We start from the raw sequence: 21,093 nt of genomic DNA, 5'->3' as shown, positions 1-21,093 counted from the left end.
GAGATGACGATGCAGCCGAATTCCGCCCGCGCCCGCGACCGGGCCTACGTGGTCCACCAGCAGACCAACCTCGCGACCTTCGAGCGCGACGGCGGCACGCTGATCACCGGCGGCGACGGCATCTACGTCTTCGACGAGGACGGCAAGCGCTACCTGGAGGCGATGGCCGGCATGTGGTCGGCCTCGCTCGGCTTCAGCGAGAAGCGCCTCGCCGAGGTCGCCTACCGGCAGATGCAGGAGCTGCCGTTCTACCACGTGTTCCACGCCCGCGGTCACCTGCCGAGCGTCGATCTCGCCGACCGGCTGCTCGCGATCGCGCCCCGCGCGCCGGGCGCCGAACCGTTCACCAAGGTGATGTTCCAGTGCTCCGGCTCGGAGGCGAACGACACCGCCATCAAGCTCGCCTGGTACTACCACAACGCCATCGGCAAGCCGCGCAAGAAGAAGATCATCGGCCGCACGCGCGGCTACCACGGCTCCACCATCGCCACCGCCAGCCTGTCCGGCCTGCCGCTGATGCACGCCGACTACGACCTGCCGCTGCCGGTGTTCCGCCACGCCGACAACCCGCACTACTACCGCCTGCACGAGGACGGCGAGAGCGAGGAGCAGTTCTCCGAGCGCATGGCGCGCAACCTGGAGCAGCTCATCCTCGACGAGGATCCCGACACGGTGGCGGCGTTCTTCGCCGAGCCGGTGCAGGGCGGCGGCGGCGCCATCACCCCGCCGGCGCGCTATTTCGAGCTGATCCAGCCCATCCTGAAGAAGTACGACATCCTGTTCGTCGCCGACGAGGTGATCTGCGGCTTCGGCCGCACCGGCAACATGTGGGGCTCGGAAACCTACGGGCTGCAGCCCGACATGATCTCCTGCGGCAAGGCGCTGTCGGCCTCCTATCAGCCGATCTCCGCCCTGCTGCTCACCCGGAAGATCCACGACGCGATGGTGGCGGAGAGCGCCAAGCTCGGCAACTTCGCCCACGGCTTCACCTTCGCCGCCCATCCGGTCGCTTGCGCCGTCGCGCTGGCGACCCTCAGGATCTACGAGGAGGACGCCATCCTCGACCACGTGCGGGCGGTCTCGCCGGTCTTCCTCGATGCCCTCGGGTCGCTCGGTGACCATCCGATGGTCGGCGACGTGCGCGGCGTCGGCCTGTTCGCGGGCGTGGAGTTCGTCGCCGGGCCGGGCCGCACGGCGTTCGCCCCGGAGCTGAAGGTGGGCGATCGCGTCCAGGCCGAGTGCTTCCGCAACGGCCTCATCGTGCGCTCCATCGGCGACCGCATCGCCTTCACCCCGCCGCTGATCATCGACGAGGGCGGGATCGCGGAGATGACGGAGCTGTTCCGCCGGTCCGTCGCTACGGTGTTTTCGGAAATCGGGGCCAGCGCCAGCGCGGCGGAATGACCGCGCGCGTCGGCGGAACGGCGAACCGGGTGGAGGAGAGTGCGCGATGACCAGGCTCGGACTGTTCAACCTGATGGGTCTCTACGACCACAACACCTCGCCGATGTCGGTCCTCAGGATGACCGTCGACATGGTGGCGATGGCCGAGGATTTCGGCTTCGACACCGTCTGGTTCGCCGAACACCACTTCACCAACCACTCCATCTGCCCGTCTTCCCTGCTGATGGTGTCCCACTGCGCGGCCGCCACCCAGCGGATCCGGCTCGGGACGGCGGTGCTGGCGCTGCCGTTCCACAACCCGCTGCGGCTGGTTCAGGAAGCCGCCTTCGCCGACCTGCTCACCGGCGGCCGGCTCGTGCTCGGGCTCGGCACCGGCTATCAGCCCTACGAGTTCGAGCGCTTCGGCATCGATATGGAGACCAGGGTCGACCGGATGCTCGAGATCTGGGACATCCTGGAACAGGGCCTGACCACCGGCCGGGTCGAGCATCACGGCACGTTCTACGACATCCCCGCCAGCGAGCTGCCGATGCGGCCGTTCGGCATGGCGATGCCGCAGACCTTCGTCGCCAGCCGCCGCGCCGAGGTGGTGGCCCGGTGCGCCAGGGGTGGCCACACCCCGTTCATCGGCTTCGGCCATCGCGGCATCGGGCCGGCGCTCGCCGCCAAGCGCACCATCGCCGGCCACTGGGCCGCCGCCGGCGGCAACCCCGACACCATGCCGCTGGCCGTGCAGCGCTTCGTCTATGTGACCGACGACAAGGAGGACGCGCTGCACGCGGCGCGCTGCGTGCGCGATTTCGCCCGCGCCTGGGTCACCCTCAACGAGCGGGTCCTCGACAAGGAGGGGCCTTTCGTCCGCCTCATGCCGCTCAACGACGAACCGCCCCTCGACGACTTCCTGGAGACGGCGGTGATCGGCCCGCCCGACTACTGCGTGGAGAAGCTGCGGGAGGAGCTCGCCGCCCTCGCGCCCAGCCATCTGTGCTGCATGATGGGCCCCACCGGCATCGGCCGGAGCGAGACGCTCGCCTCGCTGGAGCGCTTCGGATGCGAGGTGCTGCCGAAGCTCGGCGAGTATCTCGATGTCAGCCCCGTCGACGAAATGGCGGCATAGAACATGAAGGATGTCGTGCAGTTTCCGCGAAAGGCCGTCGAGATGGATCGCCCCGCCGACACGACAAGGGAGCAGAGGCCCGCGTCCCGGCGCGGGCCGCGGCTGCCCCCGCTCAACCTCTTTCGCGCCTTCGATGCCGCCGCCCGGCACAACAGCTTCCGTCTGGCGGCAGACGAGCTCTGCGTCACCCCCTCGGCGGTCAGCCAGCAGATCCGCCAGCTGGAGGAGTTCCTCGACACCCGGCTGTTCCGGCGCCTGACGCGCCGGGTGGAGCTCACCCGCGAGGGCACCGTGCTCGCCGGATCGGTGCAGGAGGCGCTGGCGCTCCTGGCAGGAAGCTGCGAGCGGCTGCGCGACCCGAAGGTGCCGGCGGTGCTGTGCATCAACGCCGCCCCCGCGCTCGCTTTGCGCTGGCTGGTCTCGCGGCTGAAGCAGTTCATGGAGGAGAACCAGCACATCAAGGTGTCGCTGCTGGCGTCCTCCGACCCGCTCGACTTCGAGCGCCAGGACGTCGACATCGGCATCCGCTGGGGCAGCGGCAATTTTGCCGGCATGCGCGCCGAGCGGCTGGTCGACGAGCCGATCTTCCCGGTGTGCACGCCGGAGCTGCGCGACCGCATCGCCACGCCGGCCGACCTGCAGGCAATGCCGCTTCTGCAGGCCCAGAACGCCGTGCCGTGGGCGACGTGGTTCGAGGCGGCCGGCGTGGGCGGCGGACTGTCGGGCGCCGAGGCCGTGTTCTTCAACGACGCCGGCCTGATGCTGGAAGCCGCCGCGTACGGCCAGGGGATCGGGCTGTCGAGCTCCATCCTCGTCGAGGCCGACCTCAGGTCCGGCCGGCTCGTCCGCCTGTTCGACATCGACGTGCACGTGGAGGAGGGGTTCTACGTCCTCTCCTCCGAGACGCTGGGCGAGAAGCCGCCGATCGCCAGGCTGCGCGAATGGCTGCAGAGCGAGGCTTTCCTCACCGCCGAGATCGTCGCCGGCCGCGTTGCCTCGGTTTCCGGCGGCCTGTAGATCCTGTGTCTGGCCGGCACGCGGTGGTGCGCCGGCCGCACATCACCCAGGACGGCGCGACGCCGAACCCATTGAACCCTCCAGCGGACGGGCCTCCCAGATGCATCTGTTCGGTTCGCATTTCGGCACCTACGAGGTCGCGCGCGGCGCCTCCGGCGATCCGGAGCTGCATCCGTTCGCGGGCGATCCGGCGCCGTCCCCGGTGGGGGCCGCCTATCTTGACCTCGCCACCCATCCCGAGCGGGTGCTCACCCCCATGGTGCGGCGCGGCTGGCTGGAGGCGCGGTCGGACCTTGAGGCGCGCGGGCGCGGGCGCGGTCGCGACGATTTCGTGCCGCTCGGCTGGGACGAGGCGGCGCTGCTGGTTGCGGGCGAGATCGAACGGGTGCGCTCGGCCTATTCCAACGAGGCGATCTTCGCCGGCTCCTACGGCTGGGCGAGCGCCGGCCGCCTGCATCACGCCCAGAGCCAGCTCAAGCGCTTCCTGAACCTCTGCGGCGGCTTCGTCTCCTCCGCCCACACCTACAGCTACGGCGCCGCCACCGTGCTGCTGCCCCGCGTCGTCGGCGCGCGCGCCAGGGCGGAGGCCGACGCGCCGAGCTGGGACCTGATCGCCGCCCACGCCGACGCGCTGGTCTCGTTCGGCGGCTTCCGGCTGAGCAACGCCCAGGTGGGGGCGGGCGGCGTCGGCCGCCACCGGGCCGGTGAATGGCTGGGGCGCATTCTGGACAGGGGCGCGCGGGTGATCGTCGTGAGCCCGGTCGCCGCCGACGTACCGGACATCCCCGGCCGCGAGCGCATCGAGTACATCCGGCTCAGGCCCAACACCGACACCGCCGTGCTGCTCGCCATCGCCCACGAGCTGGTCGTCACCGGACGGGCGCGCACGGATTTCCTCGCCCGCTACGCCGTCGGCTACGAAGCTTTCGCGTCCTATCTCCTCGGCGAGCCCGACGGCACCCCGAAATCCGCCGAATGGGCCGCCGCCATCAGCGGCATGCCGGCCGACACCATTCGCATGCTCGCCGGCCTGATGGCCGAGGGCACGGTCGCCCTCAACGCGGCGTGGTCGTTGCAGCGGGCCCGCTTCGGCGAGCAGCCGTTCTGGGCGCTGGTCGCGCTGGCCGCGATCGCCGGACAGATCGGCCGCCCGGGCGGCGGCTATTCCTTCGGGCTGACGGCCACCAGTTCCATCGGCCAGCCGATCCGGCGCGTCTCCGGCCCGTCGGTGCCCCAGGGGCGCAACCCGGTGAAGACCTTCATTCCGGTGGCCCGCATCACCGAGCTTCTCGAGCGTCCCGGCGAAACGCTGTCGTTCGACGGCCGGGAGCTGCCGCTGCCGGACATCCGGCTGGTCTGGTGGGCCGGCGGCAATCCCTTCCACCACCACCAGGACCTCAACCGGCTGGCGCGGGCGTGGCGGCGGCCGGAGACGGTGATCGTCAACGAACCCGTGTGGACGGCCACCGCCCGCCACGCCGACATCGTTTTGCCGGCGAGCCTGCCGTTCGAGCGCAACGACATCGTCGCCGCTTCCCGCGACAACTGGCTCGTCGCCAGCCGGATGGTCTCGCCGCCGCCCGGGTCGGTGCTGTCGGACCGGGACATCTTCGCCCGCATCGCCCGCGAGTTTCAGCTTGAGGACACCTTCACCGGCGGGCTCGACGAGATGGGGTGGATCGAACGGATCTACGACGGCTACCGGACGAACCATCCCGAGCTTCCGTCCTTCGAGGCCTTCTGGGAGGCCGGATACGCGGCGCTCGACGCCGATGCCGACGCGCCGGCGCCGTTCGTGCCGCTGGCGGACTTCATCGCCGATCCCGACGGCGCGCCCCTCGACACCCCGTCCGGGCGGATCGAGATCGCCTCCGCGACGATCGCCGGCTTCTCTTATCCCGATGCGCCCGGCCATCCCGCCTGGCTGGAGCCGGAGGAGGGGGCCGGGGGCGGCCATCCGCTGCACCTCCTGTCCCCGCAGCCGGCCCAGCGTCTCCACAGCCAGTTGGAGGGTGCGTCGGTGGCCCAGGGCGCAAAGCGCAACGGCTGCGAGGTCGCCGACCTCAATCCCGCCGACGCGGCGTCGCGCGGCATTGAAGACGGCGACATCGTCGAGATCTTCAACGGTCGCGGCCGCTGCCTCGCCGCGGCGCGCCTCAACCCGGAGATCGCGGCGGGGATCGTCGTGCTGCCGACGGGCGGATGGTTCGACCCGGTCGCGCTCCCCGACGGCTCCATCGTCGATCGCGGCGGCAATCCCAACACGCTCACCTCCGACCTGCCGACCTCGACGCTCTCCCAGGCGAGCGCGCCGAACACCTGCCGGGTCGAGGTTCGTGCCGCGTCCGCCGAGCTCCGCCGTCTGCTCTGAACGGTCGGCGCGGCGCCGTCTCTCAGACCGCGGTTTCCGCAAGCGCGCCGACGGAGGCGAGGGAGCGCGCGAACGTGTCGACCGCGAGCATCAGGTCCGCGCGCGCACGGTCGTCGGCGATCGGCTCGTCGCCGGTGCCGAACCAGGTGTCGAGCACGAAATAGCCCGGCACCACGTGATGGGCGCCAAGCGACTGCAGCACCGGCCGCAGCGCGTAGTCGAGCGCGAGCACGTGGGCGAGGCTTCCACCCGTCGCGAGCGGCAGCACCGCCTTGCGCCTCAGGGCGAACTGCGGAAGCAGGTCCAGGAACGTCTTCAGGATCCCGGAATAGGACGCCTTGTAGATCGGCGTGACGATGACGATCCCGTCGGCGCCGGCCACCGCGTCGATTGCCTGGGCGACGGCCGGGTGGCGGACATCGGCGGTCAGGAGTGCCTCGGCGGGAAGCCCGGCAATGCGGATGTGCCGGGCTGCGATCGCCTGGCGGGCGAGCAACGCGTTGACGTGCTCGGCGAGGAGCGCGCTGCGGGAGGCCGGCGAAGCGCTTGCCGAAAGGGTGACGATGGACATGGGTGGCCTCGACGGCAGCGGTGGAAGGGCCAGCGGCGGCGCAGGTCGCCGGCTGAGGGCTCGACCACGAGTCTGCAGAGCCAACCCGCCGCCGACAAACGGCGACTTCTGGTCCGTTCGTTACCGCTGCTAATGCTTGGGGCGCGCGCTGCCGGGCCGTGCCTTCCGGTTCAGAACAGCCCGGCGAGGCCGACGCCGACACCGTAGGCGACGCCGGCGGCCGTCAGTCCGATCGCGAAGGTCTCCAGGCCGCAGATGGCCCAGTTGCGCGTCGACCAGCGGCTGCGCGCCGATCCGATGCCGAAGAACACCGCGCCGGTCAGCGCGGTGGCGATGGTCGGCGCCTCCGGCAGGCCGAGGATGAACGGCATCAGCGGCACCGAGCCGCAGATCACGAACGAGGCGAACGTCGCGGCAGCCGTCTTCAGCGGGTTGGCGATGACGTTCGAGCGGCCGTACTCCTCCGCCAGCATGGTGTCGATCCAGAGCTCCGGCCGGTCGGTGATCAGCGTCACCATCTCTTCCAGCGGATCGCCCTCGAAGCCCTTGTTGCGGAAGATCTCGCGGATTTCCTGGCGCTCGCCCTCCGGGTAGACCCGCACGTGCCGCCGCTCCACGCCGCGCAGCCGCCGGTAGTCCTCCGCGTCGGCGCGGTTGGCGGAATAGTTGGCGGCGGCCATGGAGAAGCCGTCGGCGCACAGGTTCGCCGCGCCGAGGATCAGCATCACCTTCGGCGAGAAGTCCGCGCCGATCGATCCGGCCACCACGGCGAACGTGGTGACGGTGCCGTCGATGCCGCCGTAGACCCAGTCGCGGAGATAGGAGACACTGGGGCCACGGGCGAGCCGGCGCCGGATCGCCTCGGGCGCGTGGCTGTGATCGATCTCCATGCCTCAATCCGCTCCAGGCCGTCGGCGCCATCCGGTGGCGCGCCCGCGGGAGACCCGAGACGGGGTCCTCCCGGGAGGGCGCCCCCATGATGGGTGGCCAATACACTGCCCGCGTGTGTATAACGGCGTCCCGCCGACGCGGCGGGGGTGAAATTTTGCCTTCTGGCGCCTCGATGAGGCAGCGACTGTTTGGAATGATACCGATGAACGAGCCGTGGACACCAGCATCTTGGCGGTCGAAGCCGATCGCTCAGGTCCCCGAATACAAGGACGAAGCAGCCCTTGCCGCCGCCGAGGATCGTCTGTCGACGTATCCGCCGCTCGTTTTTGCAGGCGAGGCGCGCCGGCTGAAAGCGGAGCTCGCCGGTGTCGCCGCAGGCAAGGGTTTCCTGCTCCAGGGTGGTGACTGCGCGGAATCCTTCGCCGAGCATCATCCCGACCAGATCCGCGACTTCTTCCGCGTCTTCCTGCAGATGGCGGTGGTGCTGACCTATGCTGCCGCCTCGCCGGTGACCAAGGTCGGCCGTATCGCCGGCCAGTTCGCCAAGCCGCGCTCCTCGGCCACCGAGAAGCAGGGCGACGTGGAGCTCCCGAGCTACCGCGGCGACATCATCAACGACATCGAGTTCACGCCCGAGGGCCGCGCCGCCGATCCGGCGCGCCTGGAGATGGCCTACCGCCAGTCGGCCGCGACGCTGAACCTGCTCCGCGCCTTCGCCCAGGGCGGCTTCGCCAACCTCGACAACGTGCACCAGTGGATGCTCGGCTTCGTCTCCGACAGCCCGCAGAGCCACCAGTACCGCACCATCGCCGACCGCATTTCCGAATCGCTGTCGTTCATGCGCGCCTGCGGCATCGATCCGAGCAACGCCCCGCAGCTGCGCTCGACCGACCTCTACACCAGCCACGAGGCGCTGCTGCTCGGCTACGAGCAGGCGCTCACCCGCGTCGATTCCACCACCGGCGACTGGTACGCCACCTCCGGCCACATGGTCTGGATCGGCGACCGCACCCGCCAGCTCGACCATGCCCACGTGGACTTCTGCCGCGGCGTGAAGAACCCGATCGGCCTGAAGTGCGGCCCGTCGATGTCGTCGGAGGACCTGATCCGGCTGATCGACGTGCTCAACCCGGCGAACGAGCCCGGCCGGCTGACGCTGATCGTCCGCCAGGGCGCCGACAAGGTGGCCGACCATCTGCCGGGCCTGGTCCGCGCCGTGACCCGCGAGGGCCGCTCGGTGGTGTGGTCGTGCGACCCGATGCACGGCAACACGGTGTCGATGAACGGCTACAAGACCCGGCCGTTCGACCGCATCCTGCGCGAGGTGGAGACCTTCTTCGCCATCCACCGGGCCGAGGGCACCCATGCCGGCGGCATCCATATCGAGATGACCGGCAAGAACGTCACCGAGTGCACCGGCGGCGCGCGGGCGGTGACGGCGGAAAGCCTGTCGGACCGCTACCACACCCACTGCGATCCCCGGCTCAACGCCGAGCAGGCGATCGAGCTGGCGTTCCTGGTGGCCGAGAACGTCCGCAAGGAACGGCTCAGCCAGGGCTTCCAGGTGCCGTTCGCCGCCGCCGAATAGGCGTCGGCCGCGCCATCGTTCGGGCTTCTGTGAACACTGCGTCTCCGGCAGCGCCCCTGCCGGAGACGATCGGCGATCCCTATACTTGAGGGAACGCCGCAGACCGCGCCCGACACGGGGGCCGCCGGTCCGGTCGCCACGGAGTTCCCGATGCTGCCCTCCCTGTTCGTCTCCCACGGCTCGCCGATGCTGATCCTGTCGGACACGCCGGCGCGCCATTTCCTCGCCGGCTACGGCCACGAGCTGCCGCGCCCCGACGCCATCGTCATCGTCTCCGCCCACTACGAGACGCGCCGGCCGGCGGTGCTCGGCGTCGCTGCGCCGCCGATGATCTACGATTTCGGCGGCTTCGACCCGAAGCTGCGCCAGATCGTCTATCCGGCGCCGGGCGACCCGGCGCTCGCCGAGCGGGTGGCGGGGCTCCTCGCCGACGCCGACCTGCCGGCCACCGTCGACACCCGCTGGGGCTACGACCACGGCACCTGGGTGCCGCTGGCGCTGATGTACCCGGACGCCGACATCCCGGTCGTCGTGGTGTCGGTCCAGCCCCACGAGGACGCCCGCCACCACTTCGAGCTCGGCCGCGCGCTGGCGCCGCTGCGCACCGACAACATCCTGGTCGTCGGCTCCGGCTCGCTCACCCACAACCTCGGCGCCATCCGCACCCAGCTCGGCCGCAACCCGGTCGAGGCGGACGCCCCGGAGTGGGTGGTGGCGTTCGCCGACTGGATGAACGCGAAAATCGCCGAGGGCGACGTCGAGGCGCTGCTCGACTACCGCGCCCAGGCGCCGTACGCGGCCGAGAACCACCCGACCGACGAGCACCTGATGCCGCTCTACGCCGCCCTCGGCGCGGCGGGCGCGACCGGGCAGGGCAGGCGGGTCCACACCTCCCACGAGTACGGCGCGCTGATGATGGACACCTACGCGTTCGGCTAGCATCAGACCTGCCGCCGCGCCGATTGCGGTTCCGGGGACCGCGCGCTAAGAGCAGGGGGCGCCCATGCCGGCGATGGCCCGCCCGACCCGGGGAGGGCCGCCGCGGCCACCGTCTCGTTCCCCCGCGCCCGAGCGCGCGCCCCGAGAGCAATGACGATTTCCATGCCCGACGCCGCCTCCACGGTCCGCATCGCCGTCGCGCAGCTCAATCCCGTCCTCGGCGACATCCAGGGCAACCTCGCGCTCGCCCGCGAGACGCTGAGGACGGCCGCTGGTGAGGGCGCCGACATCCTGGTGTTCTCCGAGCTGTTCATCTCCGGCTATCCGCCCGAGGACCTGGTCCTCAAGCATGCCTTCACCGACGCCTGCCGCGCCGCCGTCGAGGCACTGGCGGCGGAGACCACCGCCGACGGCCCGGCCGTGCTGATCGGCACGCCGTGGCGCGACGACGGCAAGCTCTACAACGCCGTCGCCTGCCTCGACGCCGGCGCGGTGACGGCGCTTCGTTACAAGGTCGCGCTGCCCAACTACGGCGTCTTCGACGAGATGCGCGTGTTCGCCTCCGGCCCGCTGCCGGGGCCGATTTCGGTGCGCGGCGTGCGCGTCGGCGTGCCCATCTGCGAGGACATCTGGGTCGAGGACGTGGTCGAGTGCCTGGCGGAGACCGGCGCGGAAATCCTGATCGTCCCCAACGGCTCGCCCTACGACCAGCTGAAGGCCGACACCCGCATGCAGGTGGCGGTCGCCCGGGTCGTGGAGAGCGGTCTGCCGATGATCTACGTGAACCAGCTCGGCGGCCAGGACGAGCTCGTCTTCGACGGCGCCTCCTTCGGGCTCAACGCCGACCGCTCGCTTGGCTTTCAGCTCCCCCAGTTCGAGGAGGCCGTCGTGGCCCTCGACTGGCGCCGCGAAGGCGAGGAGTGGCGCTGCGTCGACGGTCCGATCCACGCGCTGCCGGAGATCGACGAGGCCAACTGGCGCGCCTGCGTCTTCGGCCTGAAGGACTACGTGAACAAAAACGGCTTTCCGGGCGTCGTGCTCGGCCTGTCGGGCGGCATCGATTCCGCCATCTGCGCGGCGATGGCCGTCGACGCGCTGGGTCCCGAGCGCGTCCATGCGATCATGCTGCCCTACCGCTACACCTCGCCGGACAGCATCGCCGACGCCGCCGAGGTCGCCGGCCTGCTGGGCCTGCGCTACGACACCGTGCCGATCGCGCCGGGCGTGGAGGGGATCGGCACGTCGCTCGCCCCGCTGTTCGCCGGCCGCGAGCCCGACGTCACCGAGGAGAACGTCCAGTCGCGGGTGCGCGGCACCATTCTGATGGCCGTCTCAAACAAGTTCGGCGCCATGGTGGTCACCACCGGCAACAAGTCGGAGGTCTCCGTCGGCTATTCGACGCTCTACGGCGACATGAACGGCGGCTTCAATCCCATCAAGGATCTCTACAAGACCGAGGTCTACCGTCTGTCGGCCTGGCGCAACGCCCACCGGCCGCCGGACGCGCTCGGCCCGGACGGCGTCGTCATTCCCGAGCGCGTCATCACCAAGGCGCCGACGGCCGAGCTGCGCGAGAACCAGACCGACCAGGATTCGCTGCCGCCCTACGACGAGCTCGACGCCATCCTCACCGGGCTGGTGGAGGAGGAGCTGAGCGTCGCCGAGATCGTCGCCCGCGGCTTCGATGTCGAGGTCGTCCGCCGCATCGAGCGGCTGCTCTATCTCGCCGAATACAAGCGCCGGCAGGCTGCCCCGGGCGTGAAGATTAGCCGGCGCAACTTCGGGCGCGACCGTCGCTATCCCATCACCAACAAGTTCCGCGACCGGACATGACGGTCCGGCTCCGCTTCGCCCCGTCGCCCACCGGCTTCCTGCACATCGGCAACGCCCGCACCGCGCTCCTCAACGCGCTGGTCGCCCGGCGCGAAGGCGGTGCCTTCGTGCTGCGGCTGGACGACACCGATCTCGCCCGTTCCGAGGAGCGCTTCGCCACCGCGATCGTCGAGGACCTGGAGTGGCTCGGCATCCCGCCCGACGAGGTGGCGCGCCAGTCGGAGCGCTTCGAGCTCTACCGCGACGCCGTGGAGCGGCTGAAGCGGGCGGGGCTGCTCTACCCCTGCTACGAGACGCCGGAGGAGCTCGACATGCGGCGCAAGCGCCAGCTGGCGCGGCGCCTGCCGCCGATCTACGACCGCGCCGGCCTGCGTCTCGACGCCGCCGGGCGCCAGCGCCTGGAGGATGAGGGCCGGCAGCCGCACTGGCGCTTCCTGCTGCCCAACTTCGATGACGACCCGTCCCGCATCCGCCCGACGCCGGTCACCTGGGACGATCTCTGCCGCGGCGAGCAGAGCGTCGATCTCGGCTCGCTGTCCGATCCGGTGCTGATCCGCGAGGACGGCACGTTCCTCTACACGCTGCCCTCGGTGGTCGACGACATCGAGCTGGAGATCAGCCACGTGCTGCGCGGCGACGACCACGTCACCAACACCGGTGCCCAGATCCCGATCTTCCACGCGCTGGGCGCGGCCCCGCCGGCCTTCGGCCATCACAACCTGCTGGTCCGCGCCGACGGCGAGGCGCTCTCCAAGCGCTCCGGCGCACTGTCGCTGCGGTCGCTCCGGGAAGAGGGCTTCGAGGCCCTCTCGATCGCGTCGCTGGCGGTGCTGACCGGCACGTCCCAGGCGATCGAGGCGGTGCCGAGCCTCGACGCGCTCGCCGCCCGCGTCGACCTGTCCGGGATCAGCCGCTCGCCTGCCTCCTTCGATCCGGCGGACCTCAACGCCCTGAACGGCCAGATCCTCCAGCACCTGGACTACGCGGACGTGTCCGAGCGGCTCGCCGGTCTCGGCATCGGCGGCGGCGAAGCCTTCTGGCTCGCGGTGCGCGACAACATCGAGCTCCTGTCGGAGGCGGCGGACTGGTGGCAGGTGGTGACGGGCCCGGTCGTGGCCGACATCGCGCCGGAGGACCGGGCGTTCCTGGCCGAAGCGGCCGAGGTGCTCCCCGAGGAGCCGTGGGACGAGACGACCTTCTCCGTCTGGACCAAAGCGGTCGGTGCGGCCACCGGCCGGAAGGGCAAGGCGCTCTTCCAGCCGCTGCGGGTCGCCCTTACCGGGCGTTCTGCCGGGCCTGAGCTGCGCCGGCTGATACCGCTATTTGGTCGGCGTAGTACGTTGGACCGACTTTCCGGACATTGAGATCCTGCTCGGTGATCGGCCGGGCTTCCGACACGCCCGGCTCGTCGGCGGACGGCCGCGCGACGACGTCGACCACCGCCGCTCCGTCCGAGGAGGCGTCCTCGCTGCTGCTGGGCGGCCGGGCAACGGTTGCCGCCGGCGCGCCGCGCGAAGCCGATCCGGTGTCGCTGAGGCTGCCGATCGCCGTGAGCCCGGCAAGCTCGCTCGCGGCGTCCGTGGCCTTGTCGGCGGCGGTCGCGGAGGGCGTGTCGCCTTCGGTGGCGAACGCGGCGACCTGCACGTCTTCCGTCTGCTGGGGCTCGTCGGCGACCACCGCGTCGTCCGCCGAGGGATCGGCCTCCGCGTCCGCGGCGCTGGCCGACTTCACCTGCGGCGTCTTCAGTTCGCAGCCACAGTTGCCGGAGACCGTCGTGCGGTAGGCGAACGCCGTCGGCAGCTTGGTGTAGCGCTCGCCGGACACCGTCGAGACCATGTCCTCCGGGTCGAGGCTGGCCGGATGCGAGTACAGCGACACGTCGGCACCGGGGCAGCGGCCCTGGCAGATGGCCAGGTCGCGCTTGTACGAGCTCGAACTCGTCGAATAGCTGATCGGGAAATAGAAGCCGTCGCAGAGGCGGACGCACCAGGTCTTCATGCCGCCGCCGTGGTAGATGCCGTGCACGCCCTCCACGCCGCCGCTGACGGTGGCGCGGGTCGCGGTGCTCCGCACCTTCTCGGCGGGGTCGGTGGAGGCCTGCTGCACGCGGGTGCCGTCTTCGCGCAGCCGCTCAACGCGTCCGCGCCCGAACAGGGTGGAGAAGAAGCCGGTCTTCTGCTTCACCTCGGAGCCGAGGAAATTGTCGGGCCGCGTGCCGTGGATGATGACGCTGCCGTGGGTGGTCATCCGGTCCGGGTTGTAACCCCCGTCGTTGGCCGACGGTTGAGCCGCCGCCTGCTGGGCGCGGCTCGGCCGGGTCGCCTGGCGCTGCGGCTCGGGCTTGCCGCAGTTGGCGGCGATGGCGCGCTGGAGCTGGCGCACCCGGGTCGGATTGCTGGCTCGGGCGCCGCCCTGGGCCTTCAGTTCGGATAGGCGGGCGTCGATGCCGGCGCAGGCGCGCGGACGGCCCCAGCCGTTCTGGCCGCGGCAGCCGTTGGCCACAGCCTGGCGTTCGAGGGAGGCGATCTGGGATTTCACCGCGGCGCTGCCGCCTGCGCTCAGCCGGGCGAGTTCCGACTTCAGCGCCGAACAGCTCTGGGCCGCAGCACCGCCGACACCGAACGCAAACGCGCCGGTCGCGACAGCGACGATCGCGAGGGTTTTACGGAGCGGCATCCACATGTAGGCGCCTTTCGCGACACGATACGAACCGGTCCGGCAGCAGGTGCTGGGCACGCGTTGCCGGGGTCCCTTCGTTAGTCCCGTTGGCCCGGCACGATCAAATCAAATCGCCGAGCGCAGGCCCGGACGATTCGCGATGTGCCGCTCTTGCAACACGTAAGTTGCTCGCCCGGGGCAGCTTTCCGCAGCCCCGGCGGCTCTTAACCAATCCGCGCAATTATTTGAAACACATGGATTTCTTGCATTTCGGCAGGGCCGCGACCTCTAGTCGAGCCGGTCTTCCGCCACGGCCCGCGCCAGGTCCCGGGAGCGCGAGGTGAGCCGGTCCAGCATGGACCGGAGCAGCCGCTTCTCGTCGCCCGACAGCATGGACTCCAGGGCCTTGTTGAAGGCCCTGGCCGAGGGCACCAGCTCGCCGTAGATGCGGCGGCCCTCGTCGGTCAGCTGCAGCAGCGCCTCGCGCTGGTCGGCGCGGTTGCGCTCGCGCTTGACGTAGCCGCGGGCGGCGAGCGCCGACACCGCGCGCGACACCTTCGTCTTGTGCATCTGGGCGTGGCCGCCGATCTCGGTGGCGGTCATCGTGCCGCGCTGGCCGAGGTTGGCCAGCACCCGCCATTCCGGCACGCCGATCCCGTAGCGGTCGCTGTAGAGCCGGGAGAGCGACTGGCTCATCGTGTCGGCGAGGACGGCGAGCTGGTAGGGGAGAAACGCCTCCAGCTCGAGCACATCGGCCGCGTCGCCGGGTGCGGTGTGCCTGTTTGACGCATGGCGCGCTTCGGGGTCGAGGTTGGTTGCGTCTGTAACCAATTTCGCCTACCAATTTCACTTCGGATACCGTCGGCGGACGCCGAGAGCGAGGCCAGCGCGGATGTGCCCGTCGGGCAGGTCCGCACGCTCGTAAGAGCCCTGGCCGCTTTCTGCGCCGCCCTCCACATGTACCACAAGCCCACCGGCGTCGAGCCGATCCTTGTTGCTTTTGCAACCGGTTTGGTTCGAAACAGCACCTGACAGACCCTCGAAGGCGCCGCGCAAGATGGCGCCGCGACACACGGGAGATCGACCATGGCCGAGGACCGCGGGAGTGACGGCGCCTACGAGCGCGCCAGCGTCTTCCAGTTCGCCTATCGCCGCTGCGCCGACCAGGATGCGCCGTCGCCGGTGCGCCGGCCGGTGGTCATGGTGGGGGCGGGGCCCGTCGGTCTGACGCTCGCCATCGATCTCGCCCAGCGCGGCATTCCCGTGGTGCTCCTCGACGACGCCGACCGCATCGGCGAGGGCTCCCGGGCGATCTGCTTCTCCAAGCGCACCCTGGAGGTCTGGGACCGGATGGGCGTCGGCCAGCGGATGGTCGACAAGGGCGTGACCTGGCAGATCGGCAAGGTCTTCCTGGAGGACGACCTCGTCTACCAGTTCGACCTGTTGCCCGAGGCCGGCCACCGGATGCCGGCGTTCATCAATCTCCAGCAGTACTACGCCGAGCATTTCCTGGTCGAACGGGTGCTCGAGCTCGACGCCATCGACCTGCGCTGGCGCAACAAGGTTGTCGCCGTCGACCCCCGCGACGATGGCGTGCTGGTCTCCATCGACACTCCCGACGGGCCGTACCAGCTCGACGCGGAATGGCTGGTCGCCTGCGACGGCGCCCGTTCGCCGGTCCGCGCGATGATGGACATCGGCTTCACCGGCCACGTCTTCGAGGACCGCTTCCTCATCGCCGACGTGAAGATGACCGCCGATTTCCCGAGCGAGCGCTGGTTCTGGTTCGACCCGCCGTTCCATTCCGGCCAGTCGGCGCTGCTCCACAAGCAGCCCGACGACGTCTGGCGCATCGATCTCCAGCTCGGCTGGGACGCCGATCCGGAGGCGGAGAAGCGGCCGGAGCGGGTCATTCCGCGCATCGAGCAGATGCTCGGGCACCGCAACTTCGAGCTCGAATGGGTGTCGGTCTACACCTTCCAGTGCTGCCGCATCCCGCGCTTCGTCAACGGCCGCGTCGTGTTCGCCGGCGATTCCGCCCACCAGGTCTCGCCGTTCGGGGCCCGCGGCGCGAACTCGGGCGTCCAGGACGCCGAGAACCTCGCCTGGAAGCTGTCGCTGGTGCTGACCGATGCCGCGCCGGCCTCCCTCATCGACACCTACGACGACGAGCGCTCCGCCGCCGCCGACGAGAACATCGGCCACTCCACCCGCTCGACCGACTTCATCGCGCCGCGCTCGCCGTTCGAGCGGCGCCTGCGCAACGCCGTCCTCGATCTTGCCCGCGAGCAGCCGTTCGCCCGGCGGATGGTGAACTCCGGCCGGCTGTCGATGGCGAGTGTCTACGACACCGCGCTGTCGACCCCCGACGCCGAGCCGTTCGCGGGCTCGGCCCGGCTCGGCGCGCCGCTGCCCGACTGCCCGATGCGGACCGCCAGGGGCGAGGACACCCATCTCCTGAACTGCCTGGGCGACGGCTTCACGGTGCTCTATGTCCGCGACGGCGGCCGCCCCAACGCGGTCGAGGGGGCGGAGCTGCGGGTGATCGGCGAGGACGTCCTCGACAGCGAGGGCCTGTTCGCCCGCCGGATGGACGCGACGCCGGGCGCCACCTTCGTCGTGCGGCCCGACCAGCATCTCGCCGCCCGCTTCCGGTCGTTCGACGGCGAGCGGGTCGCCCGGGCGATCGCCCGCGCCAGTGGTCAAGCGTGAGGAGACGGCAATGAGCAATCTCGTGACGGAGTCCCGTTTCCCCAATCCCGACGCCGCCTACCAGGCCATCGTCGACGCCCACCGGGGCCTGTCGGACGCCGACAGCGCCGACCTGAACGTCCGCCTGCTGCTGGTGCTTGCCAACCACGTCGGCGACCTCGACGTGCTCCAGGAGGCGATCGCCGTCGCGAAGGCGGCGCTCGTTGACCCGGGCCGCACCGACCCCGCCTGATCCTCCGGCGGTCCGTTCGCGGGCGTTCCCGGCCCGCGCGCCCGGCGCGCGCAGAAGCGCGCACGAACGCGCAGAATCGCGCGGAAACGCGCAGCCGCGTCGCTGCGCGCGCGCAGGGTTTGTGGCGCGAACCTTACCGATTCGTCATGATTAAATCTTGTCCACGTGGTTGAAGTGCCGGTGACGGCCGCCATCTTCCGTGCCACAAGAGTATTCCCCGGGACCGCAGCATGTCTTTCGGCTGCATGATCTGTCTTCGGGGTGGGTGGGCGCGTTTTTCTGTAGTTCGAGTCTTGGTGTGATCCTGTGGTGCGTCGAAAATTGACGCCACCAGCGGGTTGCATGTGCGTTTCTTCGGTCGTTTTCGGGTGGACACATCCGAAAACGGGCGAGATGCTGTTGTTCTGGCCGTAATGCTGTCCGGACTTCGTGCAAGATCGCGAAGGCCGGTCGGGACCACGGTCACGCGCTTCCGGAGGGCGGTCCGGAGCGGATTGAGCGGACATCTGTCCGTCCATCGATGCGACCTGCGGCGGTGAGGGCTGCTGCGGGAAGGAGGCCGCCTTGACGCCGCGATCGTCCCGTTCCGCCTTTTCCGGCCTGCGCCGCACCTTCGTCGGCGTCGGCGCGTTCAGTGCCGTGGTCAACATCCTGATGCTGGCCGGCCCCATCTACATGCTGCAGGTCTACGATCGTGTGCTCACCAGCCACAGCGTCCCGACGCTGGTCGCGCTGTCGGTGATGGTCGGCTTCCTCTACGTGATGATGGGCGTGCTCGACGCCATCCGGCAGCGGGTGCTGGTGAAGATCGGCCACCGCATCGACGAGCGCGCGAGCCCGGCGGTATTCGCCAAGATCCTGCGCGGACCGCTCTCGGACGACGCCGAAACGGCGCGCCAGCGGCCGCTCTCCGACCTCGACCAGATCCGTCAGTTCTTCAGCGGGCCGGGGCTGTCGGCGCTGTTCGACCTGCCGTGGATCCCGGTCTACCTGGCGATCGTCTACCTGATCCATCCCGTCCTCGGCCTGGTCGCGACCGGCGGCGCGCTGATCCTGCTGGTCATCGCGATCGTCACCAACCAGCGCGCCCGCAGGCTGGCCGCCGTGGCCGCGTCGGCGGGGGCGGAGCGCGCGACGATGGCGGAAGCCGCGCGGCGCAACGCCGACGTGGTGGCGGGCCTCGGCATGGAGCAGGCGCTGGCGGTCCGCTGGGCGGCGGTCAACGACCGCTTCCTCGGCGCCAGCGCGCGGGCCGGCGAGGTCGTGGCGACCTCCAGCACGCTGACGCGGGTGGTGCGGCTCGGGCTGCAGTCGGCGGTGCTGGGCACCGGCGCCTATCTGGCCATCCAGGAGCAGCTGACCGGTGGTGCGATGATCGCCGCCGCCATCATCATGGCGCGCGGCCTGCAGCCGGTGGAGACGGTGGTCGGCAACTGGCGCGGCATGCTGTCGGCCCGCGCCGCCTTCGCCAACCTCAGGACCGAGCTCGCCGGCGTCGAGGCGCTGGCGCCCATCCGGCTGCCGGCGCCGGTGCGCGACCTCATGGTCGACCGGGTCACCATGATGCCGCCGCGCAGCCAGACGCCGGTGCTGCTGGATGCCTCCATGCGGGTCGCCGCCGGCACGATCGTCGGCGTGATCGGCGCCACCGGCAGCGGCAAGTCGACGCTGGCGCGTGCCATCGTGGGCGCATGGAAGCCCATGCGCGGCCGGGTCACCCTCGACGGGGCGCCGCTGGAGCAGTGGCCCCGCGCCGATCTCGCCCGCCATCTCGGCTATCTGCCCCAGGACGTGGAGCTGTTCGACGGCACGGTCGCCGACAACATCGCCCGCTTCGACGCCGATCCGGACGCCGATGCGATCATCGCCGCCGCCAGGGCGGCCGGCATCCACGAGCGCATCCTGTCGCTGCCCCGGGGCTACGCGACGGTCATCGGCGAGCGGGGCGTCATGCTGTCGGCCGGCCAGCGCCAGCGCGTCGGTCTCGCCCGCGCGCTCTACCGCGATCCGTTCCTGGTGGTGCTCGACGAGCCGAACGCCAACCTCGACGCCGAGGGCGAGGTGGCCCTGTCGGCGGCGCTGGCTTCGGTGCGGGCCCGCGGCGGGATCGCCATCGTCATCGCCCACCGGCCGGGCGCGGTGGTCACCGCCGACAAGATCGCGGTGATGGAGGCCGGCCGGATCGCCCGGTTCGGGCCGCGCGAGGAGATCCTCGGCAAGGGCGCGACCCGGGCGGCGCCCCAGCGCACCGAGCGGCGGCAGACCGGCGAAGCCCCGCGCGGCGCCCCGGTTGCTGCGCCGGCTAACAAACGTATCGTCGCGGAGGTGAAGTGATGGGCGTCGAGGGAGGATTCCAGCCGGTGTCGCGGCGCCTCGGCCGCGAGCTGGCGGTCGGCGGACTGGTCTGCGTGTTTCTGGTGGCCGGGGTCGGCGGCTGGGCCGCGACGGCGGAGCTTGGCGGGGCGGTCATCGCGCCCGGACAGGTGGTGGTGTCGTCGAACGTCAAGACGGTCCAGCACCGCGACGGCGGGATCGTCGGTGAGATCTACGTGGAGGACGGCACGCCGGTGAAGGCGGGCGACCTGCTGATCCGCCTCGACGCAACCGCGGCCCGGGCCCGCAAGGCGATCCTCGACGCCGAGCTGGTGGCCCTGGAGGCCCGCTACGCCCGCCTCGACGCCGAGCGCGAGGAGCGCGACAGCCTGCGACTGGGCGAGGCGCTGGCCGGCCGCATGGACGAGCCGTGGGTCGCCGAGGCCGTCGAGGGCGAACGGCGGGTGCTTGCGGCAGGCCGCGAGACGCTGGCCGGGCAGGCGGCCCAACTGGAGGAGCGGCAGGCGCAGCTTCGCCAGGAGATCGTCGGGCTGGAGGCGCAGCGCGACGCCAAGGACGCCGAAATCGGGCTCATCGGCGACGAGCTGGTCGGCCTGCGCTCACTGCTGGCGAAAGGGCACGTTCCCAAGACCCGGGTGATGGCGCTCGAGCGCAACGCGGTCCGGCTGCGCGGCGAGTATGGCGAACTGGTCGCCCGGATCGCCATGACGGAAGGCCGGATCAGCGAAACCCGGATGCAGACCCTGCAGCTGTCGCGCGACGCCCGCGAGGCGGCCCAGGCGGAGATCCGCGAGGTGGCGACCCGGCTCTCCGACCTGCGCGAGCGGCTGATCGCGGCCGAGGACGATCTCGCCCGCATCGACATCCGGTCGCCCAGCGAGGGCGTGGTGCACGAGCTCGCCGTGCACACGGTTGGCGGGGTGGTGGCGCCGGGCGAGGCCGTGCTGCAGATCGTGCCCCACGACGACCGGCTGGTGATCGATGCCCGCGTCGCGCCCACCGACATCGAACAGCTGAAGATCGGCCAGGCGTCGGTGGTGAGCCTGAACGCGTTCGACACGCGCGAGACGCCCCAGCTCAACGGCGAGGTGCTGCGCATCTCTCCGGATCTCAGCCAGGACCCGCGCACGGGCGCGTCCTACTACACGGTCCGGGTGGCGCTGAGTGAGGTGGAGCTGGCGCGCCTCGAGGGCAAGGAGCTGGTGCCGGGCATGCCGGCCGAGGTGTTCATGCAGACGCGCGCCCGCACCGTGCTCGGATATCTGCTGGAGCCGCTGCAGGCGCAGATGCGCCGGACCTTCCGGGAGGGGTGAGGGCGGACGGGTGCGCCCCAATGGGCCGGGAGGTCGGTCAAGCCACCGTAGATCGGCAGATGATCGGAGCGCGGGAAGGCGCCAGGTCATCCGGCAGGACGTGTGGCGGCCGG

Annotated in this window: 16 protein-coding genes; 12 read left to right on the top strand and 4 right to left on the bottom strand. The window is 70.6% G+C overall.

The window, feature by feature from the left end; translation table 11 throughout:
- Window positions 1-3 precede the first annotated feature (3 nt).
- From AB7M35_RS02955 to AB7M35_RS02940, 4 genes are all read left to right on the top strand, one after another.
- Entirely contained in the window at window positions 4-1,404 is a 1,401-nt protein-coding gene (locus tag AB7M35_RS02955) for an aminotransferase (protein WP_453957117.1), read from the top strand.
- 46 nt (window positions 1,405-1,450) lie between these two features.
- Window positions 1,451-2,521 carry an LLM class flavin-dependent oxidoreductase gene (locus AB7M35_RS02950; protein ID WP_453957116.1) on the top strand — a complete coding sequence of 357 codons (1,071 nt, stop codon included), beginning with the start codon at window positions 1,451-1,453 and terminating at the stop codon, window positions 2,519-2,521.
- 15 nt (window positions 2,522-2,536) lie between these two features.
- Window positions 2,537-3,538 (top strand): transcriptional regulator GcvA, encoded by a 1,002-nt coding sequence (gene gcvA / locus AB7M35_RS02945; RefSeq protein WP_453957114.1) that lies wholly within the window; start codon window positions 2,537-2,539, stop codon window positions 3,536-3,538.
- Window positions 3,539-3,638: 100 nt separating this feature from the next.
- Window positions 3,639-5,909, top strand: coding sequence for a molybdopterin-dependent oxidoreductase (locus AB7M35_RS02940; RefSeq protein WP_453957112.1), 2,271 nt, complete (start codon window positions 3,639-3,641; stop codon window positions 5,907-5,909).
- Between the two features lie 22 nt (window positions 5,910-5,931).
- Here AB7M35_RS02940 and ssuE read toward each other — a convergent pair whose 3' ends face one another.
- The gene (gene ssuE / locus AB7M35_RS02935; protein WP_453957111.1) at window positions 5,932-6,480 is read right to left on the bottom strand and encodes an NADPH-dependent FMN reductase; all 549 of its coding nucleotides are present in this window, start codon (window positions 6,478-6,480) and stop codon (window positions 5,932-5,934) included.
- Window positions 6,481-6,650: 170 nt separating this feature from the next.
- Complete coding sequence (locus AB7M35_RS02930) at window positions 6,651-7,370, bottom strand: VIT1/CCC1 transporter family protein (RefSeq protein ID WP_453957110.1); 720 nt, start codon at window positions 7,368-7,370, stop codon at window positions 6,651-6,653.
- 203 nt (window positions 7,371-7,573) lie between these two features.
- Here AB7M35_RS02930 and AB7M35_RS02925 point away from each other — a divergent pair, with 203 nt between their 5' ends.
- The 4 genes from AB7M35_RS02925 (at window position 7,574) to AB7M35_RS02910 (ending at window position 13,095) form a co-directional block, all read left to right on the top strand.
- Complete coding sequence (locus tag AB7M35_RS02925; RefSeq protein ID WP_453957108.1) at window positions 7,574-8,959, top strand: class II 3-deoxy-7-phosphoheptulonate synthase; 1,386 nt, start codon at window positions 7,574-7,576, stop codon at window positions 8,957-8,959.
- Window positions 8,960-9,109: 150 nt separating this feature from the next.
- On the top strand, window positions 9,110-9,898 hold the full coding sequence (locus tag AB7M35_RS02920; RefSeq protein WP_453957107.1) for a DODA-type extradiol aromatic ring-opening family dioxygenase: 789 nt from the start codon (window positions 9,110-9,112) through the stop codon (window positions 9,896-9,898).
- Window positions 9,899-10,048: 150 nt separating this feature from the next.
- On the top strand, window positions 10,049-11,731 hold the full coding sequence (locus AB7M35_RS02915; RefSeq protein WP_453957106.1) for an NAD+ synthase: 1,683 nt from the start codon (window positions 10,049-10,051) through the stop codon (window positions 11,729-11,731).
- Window positions 11,728-13,095: a glutamate--tRNA ligase gene (locus AB7M35_RS02910; protein ID WP_453957105.1), complete on the top strand. Its 1,368-nt coding sequence runs from the start codon at window positions 11,728-11,730 to the stop codon at window positions 13,093-13,095. The genes AB7M35_RS02915 and AB7M35_RS02910 overlap by 4 nt, the downstream gene beginning before the upstream one ends.
- Here AB7M35_RS02910 and AB7M35_RS02905 read toward each other — a convergent pair.
- Both AB7M35_RS02905 and AB7M35_RS02900 read right to left on the bottom strand, forming a co-directional pair.
- Window positions 13,007-14,407, bottom strand: coding sequence for a DUF2865 domain-containing protein (locus AB7M35_RS02905; protein ID WP_453957104.1), 1,401 nt, complete (start codon window positions 14,405-14,407; stop codon window positions 13,007-13,009). The two genes, AB7M35_RS02910 and AB7M35_RS02905, sit on opposite strands and share 89 nt — an antisense overlap.
- A 270-nt stretch (window positions 14,408-14,677) precedes the next feature.
- A complete protein-coding gene (locus tag AB7M35_RS02900; protein WP_453957103.1) occupies window positions 14,678-15,220 on the bottom strand; it encodes a MarR family winged helix-turn-helix transcriptional regulator in 543 nt (180 codons plus the stop codon).
- A gap of 255 nt (window positions 15,221-15,475) precedes the next feature.
- Between AB7M35_RS02900 and AB7M35_RS02895 the strand changes: the two genes are divergently transcribed.
- The 4 genes from AB7M35_RS02895 (at window position 15,476) to AB7M35_RS02880 (ending at window position 20,980) form a co-directional block, all read left to right on the top strand.
- Window positions 15,476-17,101, top strand: coding sequence for an FAD-dependent oxidoreductase (locus AB7M35_RS02895; protein ID WP_453957102.1), 1,626 nt, complete (start codon window positions 15,476-15,478; stop codon window positions 17,099-17,101).
- Between the two features lie 10 nt (window positions 17,102-17,111).
- A complete protein-coding gene (locus AB7M35_RS02890) occupies window positions 17,112-17,333 on the top strand; it encodes a DUF2783 domain-containing protein (protein ID WP_453957100.1) in 222 nt (73 codons plus the stop codon).
- Window positions 17,334-17,897: 564 nt separating this feature from the next.
- Window positions 17,898-19,667, top strand: a complete 1,770-nt coding sequence (locus AB7M35_RS02885; protein WP_453957099.1) for a type I secretion system permease/ATPase — start codon at window positions 17,898-17,900, stop codon at window positions 19,665-19,667.
- Complete coding sequence (locus AB7M35_RS02880) at window positions 19,667-20,980, top strand: HlyD family type I secretion periplasmic adaptor subunit (RefSeq protein WP_453957098.1); 1,314 nt, start codon at window positions 19,667-19,669, stop codon at window positions 20,978-20,980. The genes AB7M35_RS02885 and AB7M35_RS02880 overlap by 1 nt, the downstream gene beginning before the upstream one ends.
- Window positions 20,981-21,093: the final 113 nt, after the last annotated feature.

It is taken from the genome of Amorphus suaedae (assembly GCF_053629675.1).
Note: the sequence above shows the minus strand (reverse complement) of the source record. Positions and strands in the feature narration are given on the sequence as shown.

What these genes read in the sequence shown, in the direction of transcription:
- AB7M35_RS02905 (WP_453957104.1), bottom strand. Translation starts at nt 14,407, where the DNA reads ATGCCGCTCCGTAAAACCCTCGCGATCGTCGCTGTCGCGACCGGCGCG.
- AB7M35_RS02925 (WP_453957108.1), top strand. Translation starts at nt 7,574, where the DNA reads ATGAACGAGCCGTGGACACCAGCATCTTGGCGGTCGAAGCCGATCGCT.
- AB7M35_RS02930 (WP_453957110.1), bottom strand. Translation starts at nt 7,370, where the DNA reads ATGGAGATCGATCACAGCCACGCGCCCGAGGCGATCCGGCGCCGGCTC.
- AB7M35_RS02890 (WP_453957100.1), top strand. Translation starts at nt 17,112, where the DNA reads ATGAGCAATCTCGTGACGGAGTCCCGTTTCCCCAATCCCGACGCCGCC.
- AB7M35_RS02920 (WP_453957107.1), top strand. Translation starts at nt 9,110, where the DNA reads ATGCTGCCCTCCCTGTTCGTCTCCCACGGCTCGCCGATGCTGATCCTG.
- AB7M35_RS02950 (WP_453957116.1), top strand. Translation starts at nt 1,451, where the DNA reads ATGACCAGGCTCGGACTGTTCAACCTGATGGGTCTCTACGACCACAAC.
- AB7M35_RS02940 (WP_453957112.1), top strand. Translation starts at nt 3,639, where the DNA reads ATGCATCTGTTCGGTTCGCATTTCGGCACCTACGAGGTCGCGCGCGGC.
- AB7M35_RS02895 (WP_453957102.1), top strand. Translation starts at nt 15,476, where the DNA reads ATGGCCGAGGACCGCGGGAGTGACGGCGCCTACGAGCGCGCCAGCGTC.
- ssuE (WP_453957111.1), bottom strand. Translation starts at nt 6,480, where the DNA reads ATGTCCATCGTCACCCTTTCGGCAAGCGCTTCGCCGGCCTCCCGCAGC.
- AB7M35_RS02915 (WP_453957106.1), top strand. Translation starts at nt 10,049, where the DNA reads ATGACGATTTCCATGCCCGACGCCGCCTCCACGGTCCGCATCGCCGTC.
- AB7M35_RS02910 (WP_453957105.1), top strand. Translation starts at nt 11,728, where the DNA reads ATGACGGTCCGGCTCCGCTTCGCCCCGTCGCCCACCGGCTTCCTGCAC.
- AB7M35_RS02880 (WP_453957098.1), top strand. Translation starts at nt 19,667, where the DNA reads ATGGGCGTCGAGGGAGGATTCCAGCCGGTGTCGCGGCGCCTCGGCCGC.
- AB7M35_RS02955 (WP_453957117.1), top strand. Translation starts at nt 4, where the DNA reads ATGACGATGCAGCCGAATTCCGCCCGCGCCCGCGACCGGGCCTACGTG.